Source organism: Nocardia sp. NPDC019219, from assembly GCF_040632645.1.
GTDB lineage: Bacteria > Actinomycetota > Actinomycetes > Mycobacteriales > Mycobacteriaceae > Nocardia > Nocardia sputorum.
The window spans coordinates 1-26268 of the sequence record NZ_JBEYCG010000004.1; the positions used below are offsets into that span (position 1 = coordinate 1).

The window sequence follows — 26268 nt, forward strand, 5'->3', positions numbered from 1 at the left end:
TTGATGAACTCCGCCGTCACGAACAGCGGAGCCGCATACGTCATGTCCTTGTCTTTGCACTCGTCGATCGAGGCCTTGACCTCCTCGAAGCGCGGCTCGGAGAGCGTCAGCGACATCGTCCCGGCGAAATCCTCGATAGGACTGATTTCCGCGAGCACGTCCGCCAGTCCGCCCGCGCTCCCGCCGTGCGCCGCCCGCTCGCGCCAGGTAGGCGCACCGATCAACCATTCGAACGAATCGAGCTGGATCTCCAGCAACCCCGGGACATCCAGTGGCTCACGGATTTTCGCGAACGAGAGTCGGTTCGAGGCCCGGGAGAAACCGGCATCGGCAGGCATTGCGGCATCGACATCGGCCTGAGTCGAGACTGTCAAGATGCGTCCTTCCAGCACCTGGTACCGCCCACGCGTTCGCGTGGCCGGCACGTATCTGCTTGTCCTGTGGGCGGTATTCATCACGCACCGTGCTGGACTGTGCCCGAACATGCCTCGACAACAACGGGTAGAAGGTGACACGCAGACAGTGCCACTTTCCACGGTCGATTCGTATTTCGAGAGTTGGACAGCACGCGACCCGGCGCGAAGCCCTAAATTACACCCAAATGAGACCGATGTCGAGGACATCAAAAAATAGACACATGATTTCTTGTGTCTTCCCATGTTTATAGTGGCATCTCGATATGGGCTCCGTCAAGTCTATTGGCGGTAATTCGCCAAATTCACTCGACCGGGTCTCCTGTCGTGGCTGCGGCAGCCGGAGACGGGACGGGCCGTCCGGATACGCGGACGACGGTCACCGCGGCAATCGTGAAGACCGTGCCGCACCACAGCGCCTTCGCGGGCTCACCTGCGTGGTCGACGACCACAGCGGCGACGGCGGGGCCGACAACAGCGCCGATATTGAAGGCGGTGGTGGCCAGCGCGCCGGCGATTCGCGGTGCCGTGGGCGCGGCGGTCTGCACGATCGTGGTGATCAGCGTGGATCCAACGCCGAACGCGACCGCCCCGGACACCGCCGCCATGATCGCCACCCCGGGCAGGGTATGCGCGGTGAGGGCGGCCAGCAGCCACACGACGACGAGACCGCTCGTGCCCAGCGTGACGAGCCGCTCGCGATGGCGGTCGCTGTAGCGGCCGGTGAACGTCACGCCGGCGAACGAACCGAGGCCGAACAAAGCCAGCACGCCCGGAACCCAGCGGCCACCGGCCTCGCCGAGCCCGGCGGTGATCGAGCCGAGGAACGTGAATCCCGCGAAGGTCGCCGCGTTGACCAGGATCGCGACTAGAACCGCGATGCGAACCGGGCGTGTGCCGAGCACCGCCCACTCGTTCCGAAGCTGCGTTGTCGGCCGATCACCGGCTTCCACGGCACGGGCCGCCATCGTCCACACCGGGATCACCGCCGCACCGCTGATGACGGCGACGGCCCAGAACGCGGCCCGCCAGTCCCAGGCCTGCCCCAGCAGCGTCCCGGCCGGTACACCGGCGATGCAGGCCACCGTCACCCCGGATACCACCACCGAGGTGGCGCGCCCGACCATAGCGGGGTCGACCAAGCGCGGCAGGGCCGCCAGCGCGAGAGCGAGGAACCCGGCGTTGGTGACCGCCGCGACGACCCGGGTCGTCAGCAGTACCGCGAAATCGCTGGTCATCGCACCGGCGACATGGGTCACACAGAACAGCGCCAAGAAGGCGGCCAGCGACTGCCGGACCGGCAATCGGCCCGCCGCCATCGCCATCACCGGCGCCCCGAGCACCATGCCCGCCGCGAACAGCGAGGTCAGCAGACCGGCGGTACCGAGCGAGACGCCGAGGTCGACGGCGATCCGCTCCAGCAACCCGGACACCATGAATTCGGACGTGCCCTGCGCGAACACCGCGACAGCCAGCACGAACACCACAATGGGCATAGGAGAACTCCCCGGATACAGGGCGCCACGCAGACACGGCGCGGCGCCCGGGATGGTCGCGGAATTCGGGCGAACGTCGCCCGACCGCGGAGAAACCGACATCGTCCGGCGTTGCGAAAAACCCGCCGATCGCACTACGACCGGCAGTTCTGGACCCGCAACGCCGCCCAGCACATATGCCGGGCGGCTATCGTCTGGACGCCTCCGGAGAATTCACGCCCACACCATAACAACGCACCTCTGTCGGCCCAACGCATTATTCATCCTGCCTAAAGCCCGGTATTCAGTGCGACCGCAGACGAGATATGGCGAGGTGGTTCGCGTCGGGATCCAGAGTTATGGCCGCCGCCCAGACGTGTGCCGCGACGGCGCGCTGGTCGAAGAGGGTGACCCAGGTGTCGGTGGACTCGCGGGTGTCGGTCACCCAGGTGGGCGTCGGTCCGAGTTCGGGCAGGTGGGTGTACGTCAACGAGGTGTAGGCGCGTCCGCGCGCATCGAAAATCGTTGCGGCGCATACCGGGTCGGACGTGGCGCGTTCGCTGAGTCGGCCTGTCTCCGCGGCCTGGATCGCGTCCGGGGGAACGCCGTCGGCCCCGGTGAACATCTCGCCCACCGTCAGGTAGGCGAGGCCGAAACCCCACAGACGACCGGTGAATCTCCGGATCAGCCATTCGGCCGAATCAAGGATGGGAGAGCGCTCGGCATCGGGGTCGAGCACTATCGGGATGTGGGCCGCGTCGTGTGCGGTGATGCTTTCGGTGCGGGCGAATCCCCAGAAGTGCACGGTGTCGGTGTCGGGGGTGTCTGCGCGGCGCTCGGTCATCATTGCCGCGAGCATCGAATCGATCGTGGCGCGGGGTGGGTATCGGATGGTGGAATTCGTGGGCTTCCGCGGCTCGGGGCGCGGACGGTTTCGTCGCTTGGACATGTCCCTCTCGGTTGCTCGCACGGAGTGATGGACTGGGTCAGGCGAGATCGCCCGGCCGGGGTGGGGACGGATCCGGTGTTCGCGCCCGGCTCGCGGACAGCAGAACCTCCCAGAACTGGGCGCGTACCGCGTCCCACAGCCGGAAGTGGCGCGGGAACCATTCGCGAACCTGTGCCAGGTCCGGGAGTGCGCGCTCGTCGAATGCGACGAACCCGCTCTGGCCCAACGGAATCGGCACGGTGTCGCCGTTGTTGCGCAGCCGATAGGCAGGGGTCGGATCGGCGTCGTCACGCAGGAACACGACTTCGATGCGGGTCCCCACTATCCGCCATCCGGCCTGCGCGGTTCCCGCGGTGGTGCGATGCAATCGGGTCACCCTCGCGCGGATTCCGGCGGCGTCGCCAACGCCGACAGCCGTTCCAGCACAGCCTGAATCGTGGGCACATCGTGGAGGTGATCGGCCCTACGACCTTCGTCATGTGACGGGAACCGCATGCCACGTGCGGCGGCGCGTTCCCGGTGACTCACCGCCTGCGGTATCAGCCGTCCCGCGAACACAAGCGTGCGGTACGCCGCCGCCTTCCACGCACACCGCTCGATTCGGCAGGTCAGGTGAGCCCGCATCTGCTCGTGCGCCAGCGGGACGTCCGCGTGGCGGCAGATCTCGGGCGGGACGAGCAAGCCATCCGGTGCTCCACGACCGCCGTGCCGGTGCGACCCGGTGCCGTGCGTCGGCGGCCGGAAATCGCGCGTATTCGGGTCCGACGCGCGGAAATTCGTGACGAAATCGAGTTCTGTTCCGTGGTGTTCGGTCATGTGCATATGCTGCGGGCGTGCTCACGACGGGAGGCTCGAAACGGCAGGCGCGCGACAAACGGCGCATACGCGCCGAACGATTCCCGAGTTGGGCGCACATCGATTCTCGCCGTGGGAAAAAACACGTCACACCGTGGGAGAGCAGGGGAGGACACAGCGGAAATGGTCGGTAGCAAGTCGGACATCAGCCGGACGACGCTGCCGCGTCGCCAGTTGGGCCGCGCACTGCGCGACGCGCGTCAGGCCAACGGCTACACCCTCGAGCAGGTAGCCGAAGTCCTGGAGATCAGCCGATCGTCACTCGGACGGCTGGAGTTGGGGCAGAACGAGAAGGTCAAGGTTCGCGACATCGAGTTCATCTGCCAGTACTACGGGCTACCGGAGGAGCGCACCGGGTACCTGAAATCGCTGGCCGAGCAGGCGCGGGTGAAACCGTGGTGGGAGGACTTCCGGGATCTGGTGCGGCCCGGGTTCAATACTTATGTTCAATTAGAGGCTGCGGCAACAGGATTGCACTTTTTCCAGACGCTCATCATACCGGGTCTACTGCAGACTCCTGACTATGCCCGCAATGTGCGACCATCTGCGTCGATGGGCACATCCGAAGAGACCGACTGGGTAGTGGAACGGAGGATACGGCGATCAGCGATACTCACCCGCAAGCACAAACCGATGCAGGCCGAGTTCCTGGTGCATGAGTCCGCTCTGCGTACTGTTGTCGGTTCTACGCGAATCATGTCTTCGCAATACCGTCATCTCGCTGACATGGGGACGCGGGAGAACGTCTCGATCCGCGTCGTCCCCTTCACTGCCGGATTCCCTGGAGGGGTGGCGGTACCGCCGTACATCATCATCGACTTCCCACCTAACGAGCCGTCTGTTGTCTACACGGAAGGTGCCATAGGGACAATGATTTTCGAGGAGGAAGACGATGTGAACCGCTTCCGGGTGATTCACGAAGCCGTCAAGGGCGCTGCATTGGAAGAGCAACGATCGAGAGACTTGCTCAGGAATATGGCAAGGAGATACGAACAATGATCATCGACCTATCCGGAGCGAAGTGGTTCAAGTCTGTCCACAGTGGTGAGGCCGATCAGTGCGTCGAAATCGCGTGGCTCGGGGCTGGTCACGTCGGTGTCCGTGATTCGAAGAACCCAGCCGGTCCGGCGTTGATCTTCACACCGGGTCAATGGAGCTCTTTCACCGCCTGCATTACGGCTGGTGCGTTCGATCCGCGTTCCGATCTGTGACATCGCGACGAACGGCCCGGGCTTCGGCTTCGCAGCCGTCGTCCGGGCCGTCGTTGTCTCGACTTCTGACGGGCTCACGCCGCGTAACGGCGTTGCCGACGCGTCCACCTCAACGGCGGCTGAGCCAGACTGCTGCCAGTGGGTACGGAGCGATGATCGGGGTCCCGGCGATGTTCACCGTTCCCGACCAGAGTCCCTGCCGGGGGTCGATGTCATGCAGGTCGAGCCCGAACGGAACGAAGTCGAACGAAACATACGTCTCGTCCGGCCCGACCGGCGTCTGATGCCCACCCCGGCTGGAACCGCCACAGACCAGCACCACCGTCTTCCCGTCCACAAACACTTGCAAGTCACAGTTCTCGAGAGGCGACCCGATCACATTGGAAGGCCCCCGCCCGATGTGATAGGTCCCCGGCGGGATGACACCGTTGCGCGGAAACTCCGGATCCTCAGCGGAGGCAACCGCGGGAACAACAGAGCTCGCCGCAACAGCAAGCGCAAACCCAGCCAAGATCTTGCCCAACTTCATCATTCCAACTCCTCGAATAATCAGTCCAACCCAGCCGTATGTCCCAACCCTCACCCAACCCGTTACTGCACTGCCACCCTAGATGCGTGCCCAAACCCGCGACACCACAACGCCGAGAGCCCAATCCCGACCGCTGAGTCAGCCCTCGGCCTGCCATGTCTCGTCACCCAGCGCAGACAGGCGGCCACCAACTGACTGTCTGCTAGTGTTGGCGCACCTGAGTCGTCGCGGGTCGAGAGGGTGGGGATGAGTCGTCGAATCACGTTGGCACTGCTCATCGGTGCGCTGACAGCCGGAGTCGTCGCCTGCGAGGACACCACGAGCGGCACACCGACGACGAGGTCCAGTACGACTGCTGCCCAGGCTTTGTTCAACCCGTGCACGGGGATCCCCGACGATGCGTTGCGGGCAGCCGGGGTCGATCCGAAGACCGAGGAGTCGGGAATCGCCGGTGTGCCGCAATCCGGCTGGGAAATCTGCAGCTGGGATGGGCCCAAGTACTTCGTCACGGTGTTCTCGACAAGACGCACCGTGGCGGAGTTCGAGCGGAAGCCTGGGAATGTCGACTTCGAGGATGTCACGGTCGCAGGTCGTCAGGGTCGGCAATTCAGAGTGGAAGGTGCCTCCAAGAATCTCGATTGCGACGTTCTGTTCCCCGCAACACAGGGTGTCTTGCAGTTGAGGGTTCAGGGCCGGGCAGGTCGTGATGATCTAGAGAACCCGTGCGCGGTCCTCTATCGCGTCGGCGAGTCGATTGTGCCCACACTACCGCGTTGAACAGGGAGGGGACGCATGAGTGAGGAAAATGCATCGGTTTGGGGTCGGCTTGCTAGTCAAGCCAAAGCCGGAGAACTATACCTAGACGATCAGAACGCCGCACTTCTCTGTGCGCAAGCATGTGACACGCGAATCGCGGCGCTCGAATCCTTACGCAGGTTGGCGGGTAACGCACAGAACGTCTCCGGTTTCGGCGATTTCAAAATGGCCGACGATCTGGTCAAGAAGTTCTTGAAGCAAGCGGTGGGTGACTCCAACTCGATCGACCAGATCATCCTCGAACACATCGAGACCGTGAAGAACATGCGTGAGGTCATGGCGATCTCGTTCAAGCGGATCACCGGGCAGGACATCGAGAACGCGACGCAGATCGCGAGTACCACCGAGCAGGTGCGCTGATGGTCAATCCGTTCAGTAACCCAGCGGTCAAGGACGTGGGAGCTACGGTGCTCCGCAACGTTTCCAACTGGGTCTTCGACATCCAGCCGGATGCTGACCCCTTCGCTGTGCAGGACAAATATAACCAGCAGCGAGACGACGTACGCTCGCGGGCCGCCGGTCTGGGCTTCCAGGGCGAATTTCGGCCAAGGGAAGTCCTCGAGACGGATGAGTTCGAACGGTACGACGTCGCCACGCTGCGCAGCAAGGTCGATCAGATCGATCTCGCGACTGTCAGTGGCCTGGTCGAAGCGTGGAACACCATCGCGGAACGACACCAAGAGTCGCTGAGGACCTTCACCGAAGCAATGGCCCGTGCCACCGATGAAGGGGTGTGGCGCGGTGAAGCGCGTAACGCGGCGGCCAGCGCTGTCAGCGACTACGCCGCCCAGGGCGCACAGGTATCGAACGCGGCGCGCCTGACCAGTAGCAAGCTGGCCGAATTGCAAACCGGGTTGGAGCCGACGAAAGAATTGGTCCCGCATGCTCCGGATCATCGCAGTGGTTTCGAGAACGCGATCGGTCTTTTCGCAGGGCGTGCCTGGCGGAATGACGATGTGGCGCAACATAACGCGAAAGCCGAGGCGGTGCGGGTGTTGAGCACCGTCTACGCCCCGGTCGTCATGGAGTCCGACACGAACGTCCCCGTGATCCCCCGTCCGGCGTCGGCTACGAATCCGAGCGGCTCCGACGACGGCAGCATTCCGCGCGGGACGAACAATGGCAGCGGAAACCCGTCGGGGACGTCATCGCCCGGCTCGAATCCCTCCGAGTCGAATTCCATCGACGATCCGACGACTCCGTCGAGCACCGAGTCTTCAGACAACAGCTCCGAAACGCCGGAGTCGACTACGGCGTCCACTACGGAGGAGTCCACCACACCGGCTTCCACCACGCCTTCCGCGACGACACCTGCTTCGACGACGCCCACGCCGAGCACCTCACCGAGTAGTCCCGGCAGCCCGCACCTGAGCACGCCGGGCAGTCCCGGCAGTCCTGGAAGTCCCACCGCTCCGAACGCGCCGGGTGTCTCGGTTCCCTCCAAAGGCACACCGAACAACCCCACCGCGGTTCCGGCTGCCGCGCGGACCGGCGCGTCGCCCGGCCGCGCCGGTGCGAGCGGCATGGGTGGGATGGCTCCCGGTGCGCGGGGCGGCAAGTCGGACGAGGAATCCACCAAGGGGATCCCGGACTACCTGATCACCCAGGAACACGGCAATGAGCTCACAGGGCTCGACGATCTGCCCCGGACGGTACCGCCGGTCATCGGTGACAGCCAGCGGTAAGGACATCACCCGTGCCTGAGGTGCAGAGCTGGCGGTTCACCGCGCTCGAATTCCGGACGTTGTGGGAGTCCACCGGCCGGGATGTGCTGCCCTATCCCTTGCAGCACCAGTACACGACGGAGTTCCGGTCGGAGAGTCTGCGATTGCGGCAGGCCGCGGCGCAGTCGTTGCACCCGCGCATTGATGACGATCTGTTGCGTGCGGTGGAAGTGTTGCTGGCGCCGGAGGCTCGGGTGGAAGTGGCCGGATTCGCCGGCAAACGCAGGGATCGCAAGCTGCGGGCGCATGCGGGAGTGCACTCCCAGCACGGCGCGGTCGCGGTGCAGGAACCGGGACCGGACCCGGAGCACGGCGGTGACGTGGTGTTGACGTTGCTGTCCGCCGGTGAGGTGGCGCGGGCCGTGGTCGATGTGTTCCCGGTCTGCGGCCCGGGAACGGGAAAGCAATTGCAGGCTTCCGCAGAGGAACTCGCGCGGCCACGTCCGCCGGTCCGCGATGCCTGGCGCCCGACGCCGCGAGAGGAGTTCGAGCGGTTCTTCACCCGGGCGATGACATTGATCGGTCACGTCGGCGTCTACGCGATGGGAAGCGTGGACAATCGGCATATCGAGGGTCGCAAAGACTTTCAGCTCAATGACGTCGAAAACGACGGCCGCTACGTCACCTTCGGCACCGACCTGCTCACGATCAAACCCACCACCGCCGACCGCATCGCGGGCACCCTGCAACAAATGATCGCCAAGACCGTCAAGGAAGTGCGCGACGGAGTACACCTACCGTACTGAGATCGGAGGACCCGGGCCGAGCCGCGGGTGCAGGCTGGTGAGTCTGCGTCGGAGCTGGTCGGGGGTCTACCGCTGCTCGTGTTCATAGAAGGCTTCCACGCGACCGGCGTGCCCGTCCTGGTCGAGTTCGACGACATCCAGAACACGATTTCCGTTCTCGCGGCGGTAGAGCAACGCATACCCACCCGGCCGAATCAGCAGCGCCTCCTCGGTGAAGGTGAGGTCCGGCGCCAGAGACAGTCCGAGCTCGAAATGCTTGCGCAACTCCGCCTTGCCATGCAACCGCCCATCAGGACGGTCCCACCGGCGCGCGACGGTCGAAGCGACGAACTCGACCTCGTCCGAGTAGCACGCCATGATGGCGTCGAGGTCGTGCGCGTTCCACGCCGCCAGCCACGCATCTGCATGAGCACGAAAATCCATGCCCGCATTGTCCCAGCCGGATTCGCCACTCGACCCGGCTGCCGTTGCAGCATCAAGTCGTAGAACCCGCGAAACCGAACGCCCGCCCCTCGTCCCGGTGCAGGCCGGAACCCATTGCTGGACCCGAGAGCGGGCGATGGGCGGACGTTCGGCAGGGCGGTTCCGCCGGAGGGGGACGGCGGTTGTCGCGCCCGTGTCCCGCGGGGTCCGGACCGCGGGACAGGTCGGCGGTCAGACGTTCGCGTAGGCCAGCGAGGGGACGCGCTGGATGGCGAAGGAGGACCGCAGGTAGAACCACCAGGTGACGGCGGCCATGACCAGGAACGCCGCGGCGTAGCCCCAGAACGCGGGGGCCATGCTGTGCAGGTGGGTGTTCGACAGCCGCAGCGCCTGCTGCAACAGCCAGCCGCCGGAGGCGCCGACCGCGCCGATGACGCCGATCGCGGCGCCCGCCTGGCGTTTGGCCGACGCGGCGGCTTCGGCCGCGTCGAGGCCGTGCTCGGCGGCGTACTTCTTGGACTCCGCGCTGAAGATGGTCGGGATCATCCGGTAGGTCGAGCCGTTGCCGATGCCGGTGAGCACGAACAGCAGCAGGAACGCGACGAGGTAGAGCGGGAAGCTCTTCAGTTCCAGCCCGGCCATGATCAGCCCGACCGCGATCGCCATACCGCCGAACACGTACAGGGTGATCTTCGCGCCGCCGACCTTGTCGGACACCCAGCCGCCGAACGGCCGGCTGAACGACCCGACCAGCGCGCCGAGGAAGGCGAGGTTGCCGAGCGTGGTGATCCAGCCGATCTTGGCCAGATCCGGGAAGTTGGCCTTGATCAGCGTCGGGAAGGCGAAGGAGAAGCCGATGAACGAGCCGAAGGTGCCGATGTAGAGGACCGCCATCACCCAGGTGTGCCGGTTGGTGAGCGCGAGCCGGTAGGACTTGCCGTCCGACTTGGCGGTGCTGATGCTGTCCATGTAACGCAACGCGCCGAACGCCGCGGCCAGGATGAACGGCACCCAGACCAGCACCGACAGCGTGATGCCGAAGCGGTAGCCGCCCGGGTCCTTGGCCATGATGTGCGTGCCGAGGGTGATCAGCAGCGGCAGCACCAGCTGGGTCTGGGCGACGCCGAGGTTGCCGCCCGCGGCGTTGATGCCCAGCGCGGCGCCCTTCTTGCCCTCGGGGAAGAAGAAGTTGATGTTGGCCATCGAGGAGGAGAAGTTGCCGCCGCCGACGCCCGCGAGCGCCGCCAGCACCAGGAACACCCACATCGGCGTACCCGGCTGGTTGACGAAGTAGGCCAGGCCGAGCGTGGGGATCAGCAGCATCGCGGCACTGAACACGGTGAACGCTCGCCCACCGAAGCGGGGGATGGCGAAGGTGTACGGGATGCGCAGCGCGGCGCCGACGAGGGTGGGCGTCGAGGTCAGCAGCAGCGCGTTGCTCACCGCGGTGGGATTGCCCTTGCCGAGACCGGCGAGGAAGTCGAATCCGGCGGCGCCCATGCTGGTCACGACGGTGCCCCAGATGACCCAGATGCTGAAGCCGAGATTCTCGGCGAACACGGAGAACATCAGATTCTTGCGCGCGGTCTTCGCGCCACCGGATTCCCAGAACTTCGCGTTGTCCGGATCCCAGTGGTCGAGCCAGCGTCCACGTCGTTGATATTCGAAAGTCGTTGTCTGCGACTGCTGGCCGGTGGCTGCTACGGCGGTCATCGGCTTCCTCTCGATTCGGCTCGACCGGCCCTCATCGCGGCGGCGCCGCCGGCGGCTGTCGAGTGCTAGCTACGGTCGAGACAAAGGTATGAGCCGCTTGTTGCGTCCCCGTGGCCCGCGATGACGTTCCCGGCAAATCCGACTCACATCGCGCGGCCTCGAATGGTGACCACTCGGTTACCTGGCGCGATTCAGCGGGCGTCGGGATATTCCGCGATGAGAGAATTCAGGAAGCAGCGCGTCGCCGAGGCGGCCCGTTCGGGATCACCGTCGATCACGGCGTGCACCAATGCGGCGTGCTCCTCGGTGTAGGAGTCGTCGGACTTGGCGGTGCGGGCGCGGATGACCTGTTCGATGATGGGCAGCAGCGAATCGTAGAACTCGAGGTACACCGCGTTGTGACTGGCGACGACGATGGCCCGGTGCAACTGGACGTCCGCCTCGATCGCGGCGGCGGGGTCCTCGTCCCACTTCTTGTCGCGTTCGGACAGCAGGCGCAACAGATTCGCGATGTCGGCGTCGTCGCGGCGGCGCGCGGCCAAGCCCGCGGCGGTGACGTCCAGCGCGAGGCGCAGCTCGAGGACGTCGCGCTCCTCGGCGTCGGCGAAGTACTTGCCCAGGGTGCCGCCGAGGTCGGAGGCGGCGATCACATAGGTTCCGGACCCTTGGCGGCGCTCCAGCATGCCGGCGTGCACCAGCGCCTGGACGGCCTCGCGCACCGTGTTGCGGCCGGTGCCGGTGAGCTCGGTGAGCTCCGGCTCGGTCGGGATGCGGGCGCCGATCGGCCAACGGCCGGAACGGATCTCGGCACGCAGCTGTTCGGTGACCTGGGCGATGAGGCTGGTGCGCCGGACGGGTTGCACCTGGACAGAGTACCGCCCATCACAAATCGTTGCCGGTCTTCATCCGGTCATCCTATGATTTCTCGGTGACTGCGACCCTTCCCGAAACCGAGGCTCGCCAGGAATCAGTCCTGGTCGAGCGCCGTCGACGCGCGCTGACCGAGGGTCGCCTGCTGGTCCTCACCGCCATCGTGATGTCGGCGCTCACCCTGCGGGTCGCCGTCACCGCCTTCAGCCCGCTGGCCGAGCGGATCGGCGCCGAAATCGGTTACGGCGCCGCCGTTGTCGGCGTCTTCGGCATGATCCCCACCGCCATGTTCGCGCTGTCCGGACTGCTCACCCCGGTCTTGGCGGTCCGGCTCGGATTGGAGCGCACCGCGCTGACGGCCATGCTGATGGCGGGTGCGGGCATGGCGCTGCGCGTGCTGATGTCGGGCACCGCCGAACTGCTCGTCTTCTCCGCGCTCGCCCTCGCGGGCATGGGCATCGGCAACGTGGTGATCCCGCCGCTGGTGAAGCGCTACTTCCCGGATCGCCTCGCCGTGATCAGCTCGCTGTACATCGTGATGGTGCAGCTCGGCACGGTCGTGCCCGCCTTCACCGCGGTCCCGGTCGCCGACGCGTACGGCTGGCGCGTCTCGCTGGGGGTGTGGGGCCTGCTCGGCTTCGCCGCGGCGGTGCCGTGGCTGACGGTGCTGCGCGGCAGGCGCGGACGCGACGGTGCGGATACGACGGCGGTGCCGCAGCAGGAGCCGCATTCCGGGCGTGTGTGGCGCTCGCCGATCGCGTGGGGGATGGCGGGCATGTTCGGCATGACCTCGCTCACCACCTACGCCATGTTCACGTGGTTGCCGAAGATCCTGAGTGAGGCCGGCGCGAGCGCCGCGTACGGCGGAGCCATGGTCGGTCTGTTCGCCGTGGTCGGCTTGGTCGCCGCGCTCACCGCGCCGACCGTGGTCGCCCGGTTCCGCAATCCGTTCCCCGTCGTGGTGGGCTGCGCCGTGCTGTTCTTCATCGCGTTCACCGGGCTGCTCCTCGCGCCGATGGCCGCGCCGATCCTGTGGGTCGTCGTGCTCGGTCTCGGTCCGAGCACCTTCCCGATGGCGCTGACGCTGATCAACTTGCGCACCCGCACCCCTGCCGGGTCGGCCGCGCTGTCGGGCTTCACCCAGGGTGTCGGCTACGCGGTGGCCTGCGTGGGTCCGCTGCTGTTCGGCGTGCTGCACACGGCGACGGGTGGCTGGCTCGCCCCGTTCGCGATGCTCGCCGTGGCCGTGCTGGTGCTGCTCGTGGGCGCCTGGCAGGCGTGCAAGCCGCGCCTGCTCGAAGACACCTGGAATTGAGCCCGGCGGCTTGTCGGCGTGAAAACTCACAACTCCGGTTGCGCGGCTGTGCGAACGGAGTAAGGATGGGCGCAACGATTTTCGCGAAAGTAGCGCGCGTCACACCTCACCGCGCGCCGAATTCGATATCGGCCCATTTGTGACGCACGGAAACCGTTGTGTCACACGCCTGAAACATTGGCGCGAAACTCACCCCGGATCGCGGGTAATCGTGAGCAACCGTTGATTTGACGGTCATTTCGCGCAGCATTTCGGCAATACCCCTTTCCTACCGTGGAGCCAACCGACATTGGGAGGCCCCGTTGAGCACGCTGACGCGTAACCGTCTGGAAGCGCTGGGACGGACGAAGATCCGCAGGCAGCAGATCGAGCACTGGGATGCCGAGGACGTCGCCGCCTGGGAAGCCGGCGGCAAGGACATCGCCCGGCGCAACCTGATCTGGTCGGTCTTCGCCGAGCACGTCGGCTTCTCCGTCTGGTCGATCTGGTCGGTGATGGTGCTGTTCATGCCGACCGACAAGTTCGGCATCGACCCGGCGGGCAAGTTCTTCCTGGTCGCCATGCCGACCCTGGTGGGCGCGTTCCTGCGGATTCCCTACACCGTGGCGACCGCGCGCTTCGGCGGACGCAACTGGACCGTCTTCAGCGCGGTGATGCTGCTGATCCCGACGCTGCTCACGCTGTACTTCGTCAACCAGCCCGGCACCTCGTACACGACGTTCCTCGTGGTCGCGGCGTTCGCGGGCTTCGGCGGCGGCAACTTCGCCTCCTCGATGACCAACATCAACGCGTTCTACCCGCAGCGGCTCAAGGGCTGGGCGCTCGGCCTGAACGCGGGCGGCGGCAACATCGGCGTTCCGGTGATCCAGCTGATCGGCCTGCTGGTCATCGCGACCCTCGGCAACGGCTACGCCTCGTTGATCTGCGCGGTCTACCTGGTGCTCATCGCGATCGCGGGGCTCGGCGCCGCGCTGTTCATGGACAACCTGCCCAACCAGAAGGCCGACCTGTCCTACATGCTCACGGCGCTGAAGGTGCCGCAGTCCTGGGCGATCGCGTTCCTCTACATCGGCACCTTCGGCTCGTTCATCGGCTACAGCTTCGCCTTCGGCCAGATCCTGCAGATCAGCTTCCGCGCGGGCGGCGACACCGTCGCGCAGGCCACGCTGCACGCCGCGCAGATCGCGTTCATCGGTCCGCTGCTCGGCTCGCTGGCCCGGCCCTACGGCGGCAAGTGGGCCGACCGCATCGGCGGCAGCAAAGTGACGCTTTTGACGTTCATCGCGATGATGGCGGCGGCGGTGCTGGTCACTGTGGCGAGCACGATGGCCGACAACAACAACGGCGTGGCCGGCGGCGGCGTGATGACCGCTCTGGTCATCGGCTTCATCGCCCTGTTCGTGCTCTCCGGCATCGGCAACGGCTCGGTCACCAAGATCATCCCGTCGGTGTTCGAGGCGAAGTCCAGGAGCCTGGACGCCACGCCCGCCGAACGGTCGGCCTGGTCGCAGAACACCTCCGGCGCGCTGATCGGTTTCGTCGGCGCCATCGGCGCCCTCGGCGGCGTGGGCATCAACTTGGTGCTGCGCTCCTCCTACGCGTCCACCAAGTCGGCCACCACCGCGTTCTGGGTGTTCATGGCCTTCTACGTGCTCTGCGCCCTGGTGGTCTGGGCGGTGTTCCTGCGCCGTCCCAGCCTGCGGGGCCTGCCCGCCGACTCCGATGTCGTCACCGAAGCCGAGACCTTCGTCCTCGAAGCCGAGGCCGGTCGGTCCCAGTCCCAGTCCCCGTCCGCCGGCTCGGCCCGCGCCTGACACCCGATCCAGTCCAGGAGGACCCCCAGATGAACCCCACAGTCGCTCGCAAGACCGCGGTGGTCGTCGGCCACGGAATGGTCGGGCACCGGTTCGTCGAGGCGCTGCGCTCGCGCGACACCGAAGGCCGGTGGCAGGTGATCATCCTCAGCGAGGAGCAGCTGCCCGCCTACGACCGCGTCGGCCTCTCGTCCTACGTCGGCGCCTGGGACGCGAGCGCGCTCGCGCTGCCCGGCAACGAGTACACCGGTGACGAACTGGTGGAGCTGCGGCTGGGCCAGAGCGCCGAGTCCATCGACCGGGCGGCGCGCAAGGTGACCACCTCCTCCGGCGACATCCTCGCCTACGACGCGCTGGTGCTGGCCACCGGTTCCTACCCGTTCGTGCCGCCGGTGCCCGGCCACGACCGGCCGGAGTGCTTCGTCTACCGCACCATCGACGACCTCGACGGCATCCGCGCCGCCGCCGAAGCCGCCGGCCCCGGCGCGGTGGGCGTGGTGGTCGGCGGCGGTCTGCTCGGCCTGGAGGCCGCGAACGCGCTGCGCCTGCTCGGGCTGACCCCGCACGTGGTGGAGTACAACACCCGGCTGATGCCCGCCCAGGTCGACGAGGGCGGCGGCGCGATCCTGGAACGCCTGGTCACCGACCTCGGCCTGCACGTGCACACCGGCGTGGGCACCTCCGCGATCGAGGCCGCAGGCCAGGGCGTGAAGGTCACGCTCTCCGACGAGACCGTGATCGATGCGGGGCTGGTCGTGTTCTCCGCCGGTGTCCGCCCGCGCGACCAGATCGCCCGCGACGCGGGACTCGAGGTCGGCCCCCGCGGCGGCATCATCACCGATCTCGGTTTGCAGACCTCCGACCCGAACATCTGGGCCATCGGCGAATGCGCCGCCGTGGAAGGCGTGTGCTACGGCCTGGTCGCCCCGGGCTACAGCACCGCCGAAATCGTCGCCGACCGCCTGTTGGGCGGCGCGGGCGAGTTCCCGGGCGCGGACATGTCGACCAAGCTCAAGCTGCTCGGCGTCGACGTGGCCAGCTTCGGTGACGCGCACGGCGTCACCGAGGGCGCGCTGTCGGTCGTGCTGCACGACGCGGCCAAGGGCACCTACGCCAAGCTGGTCGTCTCCGATGACGCGAAGACGCTGCTGGGCGGCATCCTGGTCGGTGACGCCACCGCCTACTCGGCGCTGCGCCCGCTGGTCGGCCGCCCGCTGCCCGCCGAACCGGCCGCGCTGATCTCGCCCGCGGGCGCCGAACTGGGCGCCGACGCGCTGCCGGACGACGCGCAGATCTGCTCCTGCAACAACGTGTCGAAGGGCGCGATCTGCGGCGCGATCGCCGACGGCGCCTGCGACGTCCCGGCGATCAAGAGCTGCACCAGCGCCGGAACCTCCTGCGGCGGTTGCGTTCCCATGCTCAAGAAGCTGCTCGAGCAGTCCGGCGTGGAGATGTCCAAGGCGCTGTGCGAGCACTTCGAGCAGTCGCGCGCCGAGCTGTTCCAGATCGTGCAGGTCACCGGCATTCGCACCTTCTCCGGGCTGCTCGCCAAGTACGGCAAGGGCGCGGGCTGCGACATCTGCAAGCCGACCGTGGCGTCCATCCTCGCCTCCACCTCGAGCGACCACATCCTCGACGGTGAGCAGGCCGCGCTGCAGGACACCAACGACCACTTCCTGGCCAACCTGCAGAAGAACGGCACCTACTCGGTGGTGCCCCGGATGCCCGGCGGCGAGGTGACCGCCGAGCAGCTGATCACCATCGGTGAGGTGGCCAAGGAATTCGGCCTGTACGTGAAGGTCACCGGCGGCCAGCGCATCGATCTGTTCGGCGCGCGCGTCGAGCAGCTGCCGCTGATCTGGAAGCGGCTGGTCGACGCGGGTATGGAATCCGGTCACGCGTACGGCAAGTCGCTGCGCACCGTGAAGAGCTGCGTCGGTTCCACCTGGTGCCGCTACGGCCAGCAGGACTCGGTCGGCATGGCCGTGCTGCTGGAGAAGCGCTACCGCGGCCTGCGCTCGCCGCACAAGCTGAAGCTGGCGGTGTCCGGTTGCGCCCGCGAATGCGCCGAGGCGCGCGGCAAGGACGTCGGCGTGATCGCCACCGAGAACGGCTGGAACCTCTACGTCGGCGGCAACGGCGGTCTCACCCCGAAGCACGCGGTGCTGCTGGCCGGTGAACTCGACGACGAGACGCTGATCAAGTACATCGACCGGTACCTGATGTTCTACATCCGCACCGCCGACCGTTTGCAGCGCACCGCTCCCTGGCAGGAGGCGCTGGAAGGCGGCATGGATTACCTCAAGCAGGTGATCTGCGAGGACAGCCTCGGCATCGCCGAGGATTTGGAAGCGGCGATGGCCCAGCACGTCGCCGGCTACCGCGACGAATGGGCCGCGGTGCTGGAGGACGAAGAGAAGCTTTCTCGCTTCGTGTCGTTCGTCAACGCCCCGGAGGAAGCCGATCCGACGATTTCCTTCGACGAAACCGGGGAGCGGAAGGTTCCCGTCCTGCTCGGACTGCCGGAAGTCCCGGTCGCCACGCAGGGGAAATGACCGCTTAACCGCTTGGAAACAGAACGTCGGTACCAATGAGTAAGGCGTTTGGAGGATGACACCGATGACCGTGATCGATACCCCCGGCATCGCCGCAGCAACCACCACGGGGTGGACGCAGGCTTGCCGTCTCGACTACTTGATTCCCGGCCGCGGCGTTGCGGTGTTGCTGAAAGGCGGCCGCCAAGCGGCCCTGTTCCTGCTGGAGAACGGCATGTTGTACGCCGTCGGCAATATCGATCCGATCGGCCGGGCGGCAGTCATGTCGCGCGGGATCGTCGGCGATCGCGGCGGGGTGCCGGTCGTGGCCTCGCCGCTGCTGAAGCAGGCCTTCTCCCTGGTCGACGGGCGTTGCCTGGACGACGAATCGGCGATGCTGCCGGTGTACGCGGTGCGCGTGGACGACGGCATCGTCTCGATTTCCAACGAGCCGGTGACGTCCGCGCTCGCGTCCTCGGATGGATGAACGCCAATGACAACAGTTGAAGCGGGCGCGAGCCTGGCCGGATTCACGGTGGGCATCACGGCGGCCCGGCGGGCGGAGGAATTCGCCACCCTGCTGGAACGCCGTGGCGCGACCATCGTTTCGGCGCCGGCCATCCGGATCATCCCGCTGGCCGACGACAACGAGCTGGAGCGGGTGACCCGGCAGCTGGTCGCCGATCCGCCGCAGATCACCGTAGCCACCACGGGAATCGGCTTCCGCGGGTGGATGGAGGCGGCCGAGGGCTGGGGCCTCGCCGAGGAACTGCGCGCGACGCTGGGCACCACCCGCATGCTCGCCCGCGGCCCGAAGGCCAAGGGCGCCATCCGCGCCGCGGAGTTGCGCGAGGAATGGTCGCCCGCCTCCGAGTCCTCCGCCGAAGTGCTCGATCACCTGCTCGCCGAGGGTGTGGAGGGCGTCCGGATCGCCGTGCAGCTGCACGGGGCCACCACCGAGTGGGAGCCGGTGCCCGACTTCTGCGAGGTACTGCGCTGCGCGGGCGCGGATGTCGTGCCGGTGCCGGTGTACCGCTGGGTGCCGCCGGACGACCAGGGGCCGATGGATCACCTCATCGAGGCCGTCGTCACCTCCGGGATCGACTGCGTCACCTTCACCAGCGCTCCCGCCGTGGCGTCGATGTTGATGCGCGCCAAGGAAACCGGACTGCTGGAAGGGTTGCTGTACGCGCTGCGTGGCCGGGTGCTGCCCGCTTGCGTCGGCCCGATCACCGCCGCGCCGCTGGAGGAACTCGGGGTGCCCACCTCGATGCCGGGCCGGGCCCGGCTCGGCGCGCTGGCCCGCCACGTCGCCGAGGAACTGCCGCGACGGGCCAACCGGATCCACGCCGCGGGTCACATCATCAGCGTGCGCGGAGCGTGCGTGGTGGTCGACGGTCAGGTGCGTCAACTGGCGCCCGCGCCGATGGCCCTGATGCGCTCGCTGGCCCGCCAGCCCGGCCGGGTCGTCTCGCGCGAGGACCTGCTCGCCGCGCTGCCCGGCGGCGGGGACGACACGCACGCGGTGGAGACCGCCATCGCCCGGCTGCGCGCCGGACTCGGCACGCCGAAAGCGATTCAGACGGTGGTCAAACGCGGCTACCGGCTCGCGCTGGACCCGGCGGAATGTACCGACAACAATCCACGGCCCACCGCGACAGGAGGACCGCAGGTGCCCGGCGTCGGAATCCCGACCCGGGCACCTCGGTACATCCAGGCTGCGGGGAGCTGGTGAACGCGCCCGCCCTGGTCCTGGTGGCGCACGGGACCCGCAGCACCAAGGGCGTGCAGATGATCGCCGCGCTCGCCGAGGCCGTGACGAAGGAACTCGGTGCCGGGATTTCGGGGCCCGGCACCGAGACCGGGGAAACCCCTCGAGTGCGTACAGCGTTCGTGGATGTGCTCGGTCCGTCGCCCTCGGAAGTGCTGCGCGATCTGGTGGCTCCCACCGGTGAAGCCGTGCCCGCGGTGGTGGTTCCGGCGTTCCTGGCCTCGGGGTACCACGTCTATCAGGACGTACCCCGAGAGGTCGCCGAGAGCGACCATCCCGCCGTGACGGTCACGCCCGCGATGGGGCCGGATCCGGCGCTGGCCAGGATCATGGCGATGCGTCTGCGCGCGGCGGGCTGGTCCCCGGGCGACGCGGTGGTCTTCGCCGCGGCGGGCTCCTCGGACGCCCGTGCCCGCCAGGACGTCCGGCGCGCGGCCGCGCTGCTGGCCGAACGCCTCGGCAGCGGAGTCCGCATCGGCTACGTCGCCACCGGTGCGCCGCGCGTCCCGGATGTCGTCGCGGACCTGCGCGCGAGCGGGGCGAGCCGAGTCTTCGTGGCCTCGTATCTGCTCGCGCACGGCCTGTTCCAGCAGCGCCTGCACGAGTCGGGCGCCGACGGCGTTGCCGAGCCCATCGGCGTGCACCCGGCGGTGGTCCGGTTGATCGCCGACCGCTACCGGGTCGCGGCAGGGGAGCTGGTGCGAGCGCGGGCTCGCTGAGCGATCCGCGGGAAAGTCACTCAGGCACGGCCGACGGCGCGGATGCCCAGTACCGTTGACCGAATACCGGCAGGGCTGGTGTCGGGCTCGGAGCGCGTGCGGACGAGTCGGTGCAGAGCCGGTCTCGTCGCGGATGCGCGATCATCGCCGCTTTCTGTCGGCCGCATAGGGATTCGCAGGACCCGACGCGACGAACCGCGACCACGTCTGCACGCCGTCCGGGTGATCCGGGCACGTGTTCAGCCCCGCCCGGAACGCACTCCCGATCCGGCCGGGCACCGGCAGCGGGACGATCCGGCGGGGGCGTTGCCTGGCGGCTTGCCAGACCTGCGCCAGCTGCGCCATCGTCTGTACTTCCGGGCCCCCGAAGTCGGGAGCTCGGCCGAGCGGCTCGCCCTCGGCCAGCTCGGCGATCCGCCGCGCCACATCGGCGGCGGCGACCGGCTGGAAACGGAAGTCCTTCGGCAGCGGCGCGACCGGCCATTTCTCGACCGTCTGCAGCACCGCCGCGATCAGTTCGTGGAATTGGGTCGCTCGCAGGACGGTGTGCGGCACACCGCTGTCGATGACAGCTTGTTCGCAGGCCAGCTTGTTGCGGTAGTACCGGAACGGGATGCGGTCGATCCCGACGATCGACACGTACAGCAGGTGCCGGACGCCTCGCGCGTGCCGCAGCAAGCTCTCGGTCTGGGCGAGGTCCGAGCCGCCCACCCGGCGGGCATCCGTGGCCGCGTGCACGATGACATCGGCGTCCGCCACGGCCTCCGCCAGACCCGCGCCCGTGCGCAGATCGCCCACGTGCGTGCCCGCCCCTGGACGACGGGACAGCACCCGTACGTCGTCGCCCGCTTCGCGCAGCCGCTCGACCACGAGCCTGCCCAGCGCACCGGTTCCGCCCGTGACGAGAATCTTGGTCATGGACAACTTCTACCGATGAATCCGGCGGGCGCGCGAAAACCCGTCGTCACAGTGGCGAGTCGCACAGCGATCGTCCGACCGGCCCGGCGACGACGCGCCGATGTGCCGCCGGATGTGTCCGATGGTCGTCGCGAGCGAAATTGATTGCAGGACAAATGGATCTGTTTCCGGTACGGAACACCGGCGCGATGGTTGAATCGGAGTGCCGGAACCTCGGCAGTCGGGGAGGAGGGCCTGATGCCGGTCGCAGGTGTGGAAGCCGGTTCGCGATGGTGGGCGGCGAGGGACCTCGGCACGTCGGTATCCGACGTGCCGGGGCGTATGGAGACGCTGTGTCGTCAGGGCGCAGGCAGGTCGAGTAGTCGTGTCGATCGGCGTGTTCGGCGACGTCTCGGCGGCGGGACAGCCGACGCGAACGCAGTAGGACGCGAGGCACGGTTGTGAGTGTGGTGCCGAGGCGTCGGACCACCCGTGCGGACACCGGGTACGGCGCGTTCCTGTCCTACAGCGGCGACCGGGACCGGGCGGTGCTTCCGCTGGTCCAGAACGCGATCGAGAAGCTGCCACGGCCGTGGTACCGCTTCCCGCGCATGCGCGTCTTCCTCGACTACAGCGGTGTCTCGATCGGTCCGGAACTCCGGGACAAGATCGTCGCGGGCCTGTCGCGTTCGAAGTGGCTCGTCGTGGTGGCTTCGCCCGAGGCTGCCGGGTCCATGTGGGTCGACCGCGAAATCGAGTGGTGGCTGGCGCATCGGTCTCCCGAGACGATACTGCTGGTTCTCAGTGCCGGGTCCCTGGTTTGGGACGAGGATGCCAGGGATTGGGACCGCGCGCGCTCCACCGCGCTGCCGCCTCGCCTGTTCGGGGTTTTCGCGGCCGAACCCGTATACAAAACGATCAAATGGCGTGAGGACGCGGATGGCGTCCCTCGTCCGGACATCGACGCCATCGCGGTCGGAATCGCCGCGGTGATTCGCGGTGTCTCCGAGGCGGACGTCAAATCCGAGGGTTATCAGCAGACCAGGCGGAACTTGCGCTGGGCGAAAACCGCGATCGGCGCATTGGTCCTCTTGCTCGTCGTGGCGCTGGTGGCGGCGGTCGTGGCCCGGGTGCAGAGCAATCGCGCCGAGGAGCAGGCCAGAATCGCCACGGCGCGGCTCATGGCTTCCGTCGCCGACACCAGGATGGCCACGGATGTCCGCGCCGCGCTGTTGCTGGCCGTCGCGGCGTATCGTCTCGACCCGAGTCCTGCTCACCATGCGGCCCTGCTGCGCGCGAATCTGGCCAGTCCGAGTGTTGCCCGTTACGGTGCCGCACCGGCGGAGGTCACCGTCTTGCAGAGCAGCGCCGACGGAAGGACGGTGGTGGCCGGACTCGCCGACGGGCAAGTCGTGACCTGGGCGCCCGGTGATCCGGCGACGACTTCGGTCGCGCGTCTGCCCGGCACGGTCCTCTCGGTCGCCGTCGCCGCGGACGGCCGGACGGTTCTCGCCACGGACGGCGCCTCGATCACACTGTGGGGCAGGGATTCCGGTCGGCCGGATATCGGCGTGCCCGCTGCGAGCAAAGTCGAGGTCGTCGCCATATCCGCGTCCGGCAGATTCGGCGCGGTGGATCGCACGGATACCAATGCGAGAGAAGGCACCGCAGGGGCGGTCGACATCATCGACACCGCCTCGGGGAAGGTCATCGCATCGCTTCCGACCGAGCGGACGATGACCAGCATGGTGTTCATCGATGACGCGACCTTGCGTCTTCTCGACACCTACGGCAGGGTGCGACAGATCTCGCTTCGAGACGGTGCCGCCGTTGACCTCTCACCTCTCGATACCGGCTACGCCTGCGGCACCGGCCAAGCCGTCGGAGAATTGTCGGCCGACGGGTCGTCGTTCACATGCGCGGTTCTGCCCGGAATTCCGGTGCCGGTTCTCCGGCCGCGTCCGGCGTCGGACGCCGCCCGTCCGGAGCCCGGATATGTAGGTGTCGTCCTGCCCAGCCGGTCGGCTCCAGCCGTGCTCAGCCGCTCGGCGCGCACGGCGGCGGTTCCCAGCGCGGACGCCGGGTTCTACGTAGCGCCCGTGACCGGCGAGATGACACCCCAGGAGCCGCCACCACTGATCACCGGTGCCGCTGTCGACTTCGACCGGAAGCTACTGCGCTTTCTAGGGACCTCTGAAACACAACTGGTCTCGGCGTCCGGGCGACTGATCACCCTGTGGGATCTCGCGCAGCGCGACCGGCTGGCGAAATCCATCCCGGTGCCGATCGTCAAGGGATGCAATGATTGTCCGCCCAGCTTGTCACTGTCCCCGGACGGGCGTACCGCGGCGGTCGCAGGCCAGCACAAGGACCCGGGAAGTTCGGCGCTGAACAGCGACGTCGTGATCATCCAGCAGCTCCGGCCGGACTCGTCCCGTCAATTCTCCATACCAGGCTTGTCCGCAAGCCTCGCGTGGCGCGCGGACAGCGGCATGTTGGTGCTCGCCGCGAATCCGGTCTCCGGCTACGACCGTCGCGTATCCGCCCACCGGCCATCGGTGCAAACGCCCTTCGAGGTGGCGGTGCTGTCGTCTCCGCCACCCACTCACACCGTCAGGGCGGCTGGCGTGTCCACTTCGGGAACCGCTGTGTCTGTGGACGACAGGGGAAGGGTGTACATGCACGACTTGGCCACCGGTGGTATTGATACGGAATTCATCCCCCTGGGCGGTGCGGTCGAGACCCACCAACTCCCCGATGCCCGGATCGATGCGGCCGGAGAATTCCTGGTCATGCGCGATGCCGACGACATATCGGTCTATGACTTGTCGCGAGGGGAGATCACGCACGATATCGACGGCAAAGACGTGCAGGCAATCGAGTTCGCGGGGCGGCATCTGCTGCTCCAGCGGAAGGACAGCATCGAGATATGGGATCGGACCGGCTCGACTCGTGAGCGGACGATCCCCTTCCGTGGCGTTGGAGTCGCGCACCCGCAAATCGCCGCCGCCGCGGACGTGACCGTGGTCGTCGCGAAAGGCGAGACAGGCCGATTGACCCTCTTCGCCGCCGACGGCACGAATCTCGGAGAGCTGGAACCGGATGCCGTCTGGCACGTCGAATCTGCGGTCGCCGTATCCGCTGACGGACGGTACCTTGTGACGGTGAATCCCGGTCCCGCATTCTCCGGCGGCGCGGATGGAACGTTGATCGAACGCGACATTTCACCGGACGGCCTGATTCGGACCGCCTGCGAGCAAACCGGTACCGACCTCACCGACTCCGAATGGAACGCCCTGATGGGAGTTGCGCGCCCCGCACAAGCCCGCTGTCCGTAGTGCGCGTTCGGCTTGCCCACGGGTGTGGCGGCTGCTTCACCGGCGATCGGCGGTCTGTCCTCCTGCGCCGACAGCCCTCGCGTTGCGGCCCGGGCGTTCGGGCGAGCGCGTGAACGACGCGCGGTAGCTGCTCGGAGGCACCCCGACATGGCGGATCATGTGCTGGCGTAGAGATTCCGCCGAGCCGATGCCGCTGTGCCTGGCGACCTGGTCCATCGGCAGCGTGGTGGATTCCAGCAGTTCCCTCGCGCGTTGCAGGCGCTGGTGCAGCAGCCATTTCTGCGGAGTGAGCCCGGTCTCCTCGTGGAAGCGGCGGGTCAGCGTGCGGACGCTGGTGCGCGCGTGGGCGGCCAGGTCGTCCAGCGACAGCGGTGTGTCCAGTCGTCGCAGCGCCCAGGCGCGGGTGTCCGCGAGCGTCAGGCCGTTCTCGGCGGGCAAGGGCGCGTCCACGAACTGCGCCTGCCCGCCCGGCCGCACCGGAGTGACGACGGCGCTGCGGGCGGCGGCGTTCGCTACCGTCGCGCCGTAGTCGGCGCGAATCAAATGCAGGCACAGATCGATTCCGGCCGCCGCGCCGGCGGCCGTGGTGATCGGGCCGTCCTCGATGAACAGCGCGTCGCTGCGAACCGACACGTCCGGATGGTTCGCCGCCAGTTCGTCGGCCAGGCCCCAGTGCGTGGTGGCGGTGCGGCCGGACAGCAGACCCGCCTGCGCCAGAACGAAGGCGCCGCTGCAGATCGAGGTGACGCGCTTGCCCGCGGCCATCGCGCGACGCAGGGCGGCCAGCGTGGCGGCATCGGCGTCGGCGCGGCTGCCGGTGCTCGGCACGATGACGATGTCCGCCTCCTCGATCGCCTCGAGTCCCCGGGAGACGACCACGTCGAAACCGCCCAGTCCGGCGGGCAGGACGCCGGGCACGGCGGTGCACACCAGAATGCGATAGCCGGGTGCACCGTCCACGATCGCCGCGCCGAGCACCGTTTCCGGCATGGCCAGGTCGAAAGCTTTCACCGGGGGAACCGCGACGACGGCGACAGTGTGCATGGCCTGATCCTTGGGATAGTTGGCAATCCGGCCAGTAGCTTACCCGTTCGCGCCACGGCAGGCTCAATGGCACGCGATCGGCGAACGGCACGGCGTGTGCCGACGATCGTGTGTATTCCGTTGCCGCAGAGGAGAAATCACATGCCTACGCAGGTCATCGTCGGACGTGGCGCCACCGCTTCGGCCACCGCGGAGCTACTCGCCGGGTCCGGCGACCGGGTGCGCGTGGTCAGCCGCAGTGGCGCAGGACCCGATCATCCGAACATCGAGCGAATCGCACTGGACGCGCTGGATACCGCCGCGCTGACCGCCGTGGCCGAGGGCGCCGAAACCTTGTTCAACATGGCCATGCCCGCGTATCACACCTGGCCGGAGACCATCCCGCCGCTGTTCGGTTCCATTCGCTCCGTCGCCGAGCGGACCGGCGCGAACTTGGTGATGCTGGGCAATCTGTACGGCTATGGTCCGGCCGACGGCCCGCTGACCGAGCAGTCGCCGCTCGCCGCCACCGGGCCGAAAGGGCTTGTGCGCGCCCGAATGTGGCGAGAAGCCGAGGAGGCGCACCGGGCGGGACGAGTGCGCGTCACCGAGGTCAGGGCCGGGCAATTCATCGGGCCTGGGGCGATCTCCCTGTTCTCCCTCATCGCCCAGCCGAAGATCCTGGCCGGGGAGTTGGCGCTGCTGCCGCAGGAACTCGACCTGCCGCACGCGTACACCGCGGTCGGTGACGCTGCGGCGGCAGTGGTCGCCGCCGCCCGCGACGAGCGCGCGTGGGGCCGCCCGTGGCACGCCCCGGTCATCACCGCCACCGTGCGGGAGCTGGCGGGACGGTTCGCCGCGGCCGCCGGGGCGCCCGAGCCGCGGCTGGCGGTCATGAGCGACCGCGAGCTGACGTTGCTCGGTCTCACCGATCCCTTCTGGGCCGAGTTGTTCGAGACCTACCACATGTCGCACGCGCCTTTCGCCGTGGACGACTCGGCGGTCCGCAACACGTTCGGCCTGAAGGCGTCCGATCCGGACGAGGTGTTCGCCCAGGTGGTGGGCGCGGCCTGACCGGGGTGCGCGACAGGTGCGCGCGGTCGTTCGCCCAGGTGCGCGCGGCTTGGCGGGGG

General features: G+C 67.5%; 24 protein-coding genes and 1 pseudogene. 13 read left to right on the plus strand and 12 right to left on the minus strand.

The genetic code is table 11. The features are described 5' to 3' along the window. From ABZ552_RS09385 to ABZ552_RS09400, 4 genes and pseudogenes are all read right to left on the minus strand, one after another. Positions 1-392, minus strand: a pseudogene (locus ABZ552_RS09385) (DNA-directed RNA polymerase subunit beta); the annotation flags it as partial. Positions 393-718: 326 nt separating this feature from the next. Further along, positions 719-1909 (minus strand): Cmx/CmrA family chloramphenicol efflux MFS transporter, encoded by a 1191-nt coding sequence (locus tag ABZ552_RS09390; protein WP_357436376.1) that lies wholly within the window; start codon positions 1907-1909, stop codon positions 719-721. Between the two features lie 283 nt (positions 1910-2192). Continuing rightward, positions 2193-2747, minus strand: coding sequence for a hypothetical protein (locus ABZ552_RS09395; protein WP_281877928.1), 555 nt, complete (start codon positions 2745-2747; stop codon positions 2193-2195). A gap of 127 nt (positions 2748-2874) precedes the next feature. Next, complete coding sequence (locus ABZ552_RS09400) at positions 2875-3204, minus strand: hypothetical protein (RefSeq protein ID WP_281877929.1); 330 nt, start codon at positions 3202-3204, stop codon at positions 2875-2877. Between the two features lie 245 nt (positions 3205-3449). Here ABZ552_RS09400 and ABZ552_RS09405 point away from each other — a divergent pair, with 245 nt between their 5' ends. Further along, the gene (locus ABZ552_RS09405; protein ID WP_357436378.1) at positions 3450-4691 is read left to right on the plus strand and encodes a helix-turn-helix transcriptional regulator; all 1242 of its coding nucleotides are present in this window, start codon (positions 3450-3452) and stop codon (positions 4689-4691) included. Beyond that, positions 4688-4903, plus strand: coding sequence for a DUF397 domain-containing protein (locus ABZ552_RS09410; RefSeq protein WP_281877932.1), 216 nt, complete (start codon positions 4688-4690; stop codon positions 4901-4903). Before ABZ552_RS09405 ends, ABZ552_RS09410 begins: the two co-directional genes overlap by 4 nt. A gap of 109 nt (positions 4904-5012) precedes the next feature. Here ABZ552_RS09410 and ABZ552_RS09415 read toward each other — a convergent pair whose 3' ends face one another. Continuing rightward, on the minus strand, positions 5013-5435 hold the full coding sequence (locus ABZ552_RS09415; protein ID WP_281917445.1) for a hypothetical protein: 423 nt from the start codon (positions 5433-5435) through the stop codon (positions 5013-5015). Positions 5436-5696: 261 nt separating this feature from the next. Here ABZ552_RS09415 and ABZ552_RS09420 point away from each other — a divergent pair, with 261 nt between their 5' ends. Further along, the gene (locus ABZ552_RS09420) at positions 5697-6209 is read left to right on the plus strand and encodes a DUF3558 domain-containing protein (RefSeq protein ID WP_281877936.1); all 513 of its coding nucleotides are present in this window, start codon (positions 5697-5699) and stop codon (positions 6207-6209) included. A gap of 89 nt (positions 6210-6298) precedes the next feature. Here ABZ552_RS09420 and ABZ552_RS09425 read toward each other — a convergent pair whose 3' ends face one another. Together ABZ552_RS09425 and ABZ552_RS09430 are read right to left on the minus strand one after the other, a co-directional pair. Continuing rightward, positions 6299-7216 carry a hypothetical protein gene (locus ABZ552_RS09425; protein ID WP_281877937.1) on the minus strand — a complete coding sequence of 306 codons (918 nt, stop codon included), beginning with the start codon at positions 7214-7216 and terminating at the stop codon, positions 6299-6301. A gap of 38 nt (positions 7217-7254) precedes the next feature. Continuing rightward, a complete protein-coding gene (locus ABZ552_RS09430) occupies positions 7255-7773 on the minus strand; it encodes a hypothetical protein (protein WP_281877939.1) in 519 nt (172 codons plus the stop codon). Here ABZ552_RS09430 and ABZ552_RS09435 point away from each other — a divergent pair. Both ABZ552_RS09435 and ABZ552_RS09440 read left to right on the plus strand, forming a co-directional pair. Further along, a complete protein-coding gene (locus ABZ552_RS09435; protein WP_281877940.1) occupies positions 7772-7933 on the plus strand; it encodes a hypothetical protein in 162 nt (53 codons plus the stop codon). The genes ABZ552_RS09430 and ABZ552_RS09435 overlap by 2 nt on opposite strands. A gap of 11 nt (positions 7934-7944) precedes the next feature. After that, positions 7945-8718, plus strand: coding sequence for an ESX secretion-associated protein EspG (locus tag ABZ552_RS09440; RefSeq protein WP_281877942.1), 774 nt, complete (start codon positions 7945-7947; stop codon positions 8716-8718). A 66-nt stretch (positions 8719-8784) separates the two neighbouring features. Here ABZ552_RS09440 and ABZ552_RS09445 read toward each other — a convergent pair whose 3' ends face one another. The 3 genes from ABZ552_RS09445 to ABZ552_RS09455 form a co-directional block, all read right to left on the minus strand. After that, positions 8785-9141, minus strand: a complete 357-nt coding sequence (locus ABZ552_RS09445) for a nuclear transport factor 2 family protein (protein WP_281877943.1) — start codon at positions 9139-9141, stop codon at positions 8785-8787. Positions 9142-9372: 231 nt separating this feature from the next. Continuing rightward, positions 9373-10854, minus strand: a complete 1482-nt coding sequence (locus ABZ552_RS09450; RefSeq protein WP_281877944.1) for an MFS transporter — start codon at positions 10852-10854, stop codon at positions 9373-9375. 191 nt (positions 10855-11045) lie between these two features. Then, the gene (locus tag ABZ552_RS09455; protein ID WP_281877945.1) at positions 11046-11717 is read right to left on the minus strand and encodes a FadR/GntR family transcriptional regulator; all 672 of its coding nucleotides are present in this window, start codon (positions 11715-11717) and stop codon (positions 11046-11048) included. Positions 11718-11890: 173 nt separating this feature from the next. Between ABZ552_RS09455 and ABZ552_RS09460 the strand changes: the two genes are divergently transcribed. The 6 genes from ABZ552_RS09460 to ABZ552_RS09485 all read left to right on the plus strand — a co-directional run bounded on the left by ABZ552_RS09460 (position 11891) and on the right by ABZ552_RS09485 (position 19877). Further along, positions 11891-13039: an MFS transporter gene (locus ABZ552_RS09460; RefSeq protein ID WP_350356401.1), complete on the plus strand. Its 1149-nt coding sequence runs from the start codon at positions 11891-11893 to the stop codon at positions 13037-13039. Between the two features lie 350 nt (positions 13040-13389). After that, positions 13390-14853 (plus strand): nitrate/nitrite transporter, encoded by a 1464-nt coding sequence (locus ABZ552_RS09465; RefSeq protein ID WP_357436804.1) that lies wholly within the window; start codon positions 13390-13392, stop codon positions 14851-14853. A 29-nt stretch (positions 14854-14882) separates the two neighbouring features. Beyond that, positions 14883-17408: a nitrite reductase large subunit NirB gene (gene nirB / locus ABZ552_RS09470; RefSeq protein ID WP_357436383.1), complete on the plus strand. Its 2526-nt coding sequence runs from the start codon at positions 14883-14885 to the stop codon at positions 17406-17408. A 64-nt stretch (positions 17409-17472) separates the two neighbouring features. Further along, complete coding sequence (gene nirD, locus ABZ552_RS09475; RefSeq protein ID WP_159849573.1) at positions 17473-17874, plus strand: nitrite reductase small subunit NirD; 402 nt, start codon at positions 17473-17475, stop codon at positions 17872-17874. A 6-nt stretch (positions 17875-17880) separates the two neighbouring features. Then, complete coding sequence (locus tag ABZ552_RS09480) at positions 17881-19122, plus strand: uroporphyrinogen-III synthase (protein ID WP_357436385.1); 1242 nt, start codon at positions 17881-17883, stop codon at positions 19120-19122. Next, positions 19119-19877 carry a sirohydrochlorin chelatase gene (locus tag ABZ552_RS09485; RefSeq protein WP_357436387.1) on the plus strand — a complete coding sequence of 253 codons (759 nt, stop codon included), beginning with the start codon at positions 19119-19121 and terminating at the stop codon, positions 19875-19877. The genes ABZ552_RS09480 and ABZ552_RS09485 overlap by 4 nt, the downstream gene beginning before the upstream one ends. A gap of 141 nt (positions 19878-20018) precedes the next feature. On the opposite strand, the gene ABZ552_RS09490 is transcribed toward ABZ552_RS09485, so the two are convergent. After that, positions 20019-20795, minus strand: a complete 777-nt coding sequence (locus ABZ552_RS09490) for an SDR family oxidoreductase (protein WP_357436389.1) — start codon at positions 20793-20795, stop codon at positions 20019-20021. 446 nt (positions 20796-21241) lie between these two features. On the opposite strand from ABZ552_RS09490, the gene ABZ552_RS09495 reads away from it, so the two are divergent. Then, a complete protein-coding gene (locus tag ABZ552_RS09495; RefSeq protein WP_281877951.1) occupies positions 21242-24112 on the plus strand; it encodes a TIR domain-containing protein in 2871 nt (956 codons plus the stop codon). 36 nt (positions 24113-24148) lie between these two features. Here the strand turns inward: ABZ552_RS09495 and ABZ552_RS09500 are convergent, their stop codons facing one another. Continuing rightward, complete coding sequence (locus ABZ552_RS09500) at positions 24149-25156, minus strand: helix-turn-helix domain-containing protein (protein ID WP_281877952.1); 1008 nt, start codon at positions 25154-25156, stop codon at positions 24149-24151. Positions 25157-25297: 141 nt separating this feature from the next. Here ABZ552_RS09500 and ABZ552_RS09505 point away from each other — a divergent pair, with 141 nt between their 5' ends. Further along, entirely contained in the window at positions 25298-26209 is a 912-nt protein-coding gene (locus tag ABZ552_RS09505; RefSeq protein WP_357436392.1) for an NAD-dependent epimerase/dehydratase family protein, read from the plus strand. Positions 26210-26268: the final 59 nt, after the last annotated feature.

Excerpts from the sequence above, each read along its gene's own strand:
- ABZ552_RS09390 (WP_357436376.1), bottom strand. The coding sequence starts at position 1,909 with ATGCCCATTGTGGTGTTCGTGCTGGCTGTCGCGGTGTTCGCGCAGGGC.
- ABZ552_RS09395 (WP_281877928.1), bottom strand. The coding sequence starts at position 2,747 with ATGCTCGCGGCAATGATGACCGAGCGCCGCGCAGACACCCCCGACACC.
- ABZ552_RS09410 (WP_281877932.1), top strand. The coding sequence starts at position 4,688 with ATGATCATCGACCTATCCGGAGCGAAGTGGTTCAAGTCTGTCCACAGT.
- ABZ552_RS09415 (WP_281917445.1), bottom strand. The coding sequence starts at position 5,435 with ATGATGAAGTTGGGCAAGATCTTGGCTGGGTTTGCGCTTGCTGTTGCG.
- ABZ552_RS09425 (WP_281877937.1), bottom strand. The coding sequence starts at position 7,216 with ATGTTGCGCCACATCGTCATTCCGCCAGGCACGCCCTGCGAAAAGACC.
- ABZ552_RS09435 (WP_281877940.1), top strand. The coding sequence starts at position 7,772 with ATGGGTGGGATGGCTCCCGGTGCGCGGGGCGGCAAGTCGGACGAGGAA.
- ABZ552_RS09430 (WP_281877939.1), bottom strand. The coding sequence starts at position 7,773 with ATGCCGCTCGCACCGGCGCGGCCGGGCGACGCGCCGGTCCGCGCGGCA.
- ABZ552_RS09445 (WP_281877943.1), bottom strand. The coding sequence starts at position 9,141 with ATGGATTTTCGTGCTCATGCAGATGCGTGGCTGGCGGCGTGGAACGCG.
- ABZ552_RS09450 (WP_281877944.1), bottom strand. The coding sequence starts at position 10,854 with ATGACCGCCGTAGCAGCCACCGGCCAGCAGTCGCAGACAACGACTTTC.
- ABZ552_RS09460 (WP_350356401.1), top strand. The coding sequence starts at position 11,891 with ATGTCGGCGCTCACCCTGCGGGTCGCCGTCACCGCCTTCAGCCCGCTG.
- nirB (WP_357436383.1), top strand. The coding sequence starts at position 14,883 with ATGAACCCCACAGTCGCTCGCAAGACCGCGGTGGTCGTCGGCCACGGA.
- nirD (WP_159849573.1), top strand. The coding sequence starts at position 17,473 with ATGACCGTGATCGATACCCCCGGCATCGCCGCAGCAACCACCACGGGG.
- ABZ552_RS09480 (WP_357436385.1), top strand. The coding sequence starts at position 17,881 with ATGACAACAGTTGAAGCGGGCGCGAGCCTGGCCGGATTCACGGTGGGC.
- ABZ552_RS09490 (WP_357436389.1), bottom strand. The coding sequence starts at position 20,795 with ATGACCAAGATTCTCGTCACGGGCGGAACCGGTGCGCTGGGCAGGCTC.
- ABZ552_RS09500 (WP_281877952.1), bottom strand. The coding sequence starts at position 25,156 with ATGCACACTGTCGCCGTCGTCGCGGTTCCCCCGGTGAAAGCTTTCGAC.
- ABZ552_RS09505 (WP_357436392.1), top strand. The coding sequence starts at position 25,298 with ATGCCTACGCAGGTCATCGTCGGACGTGGCGCCACCGCTTCGGCCACC.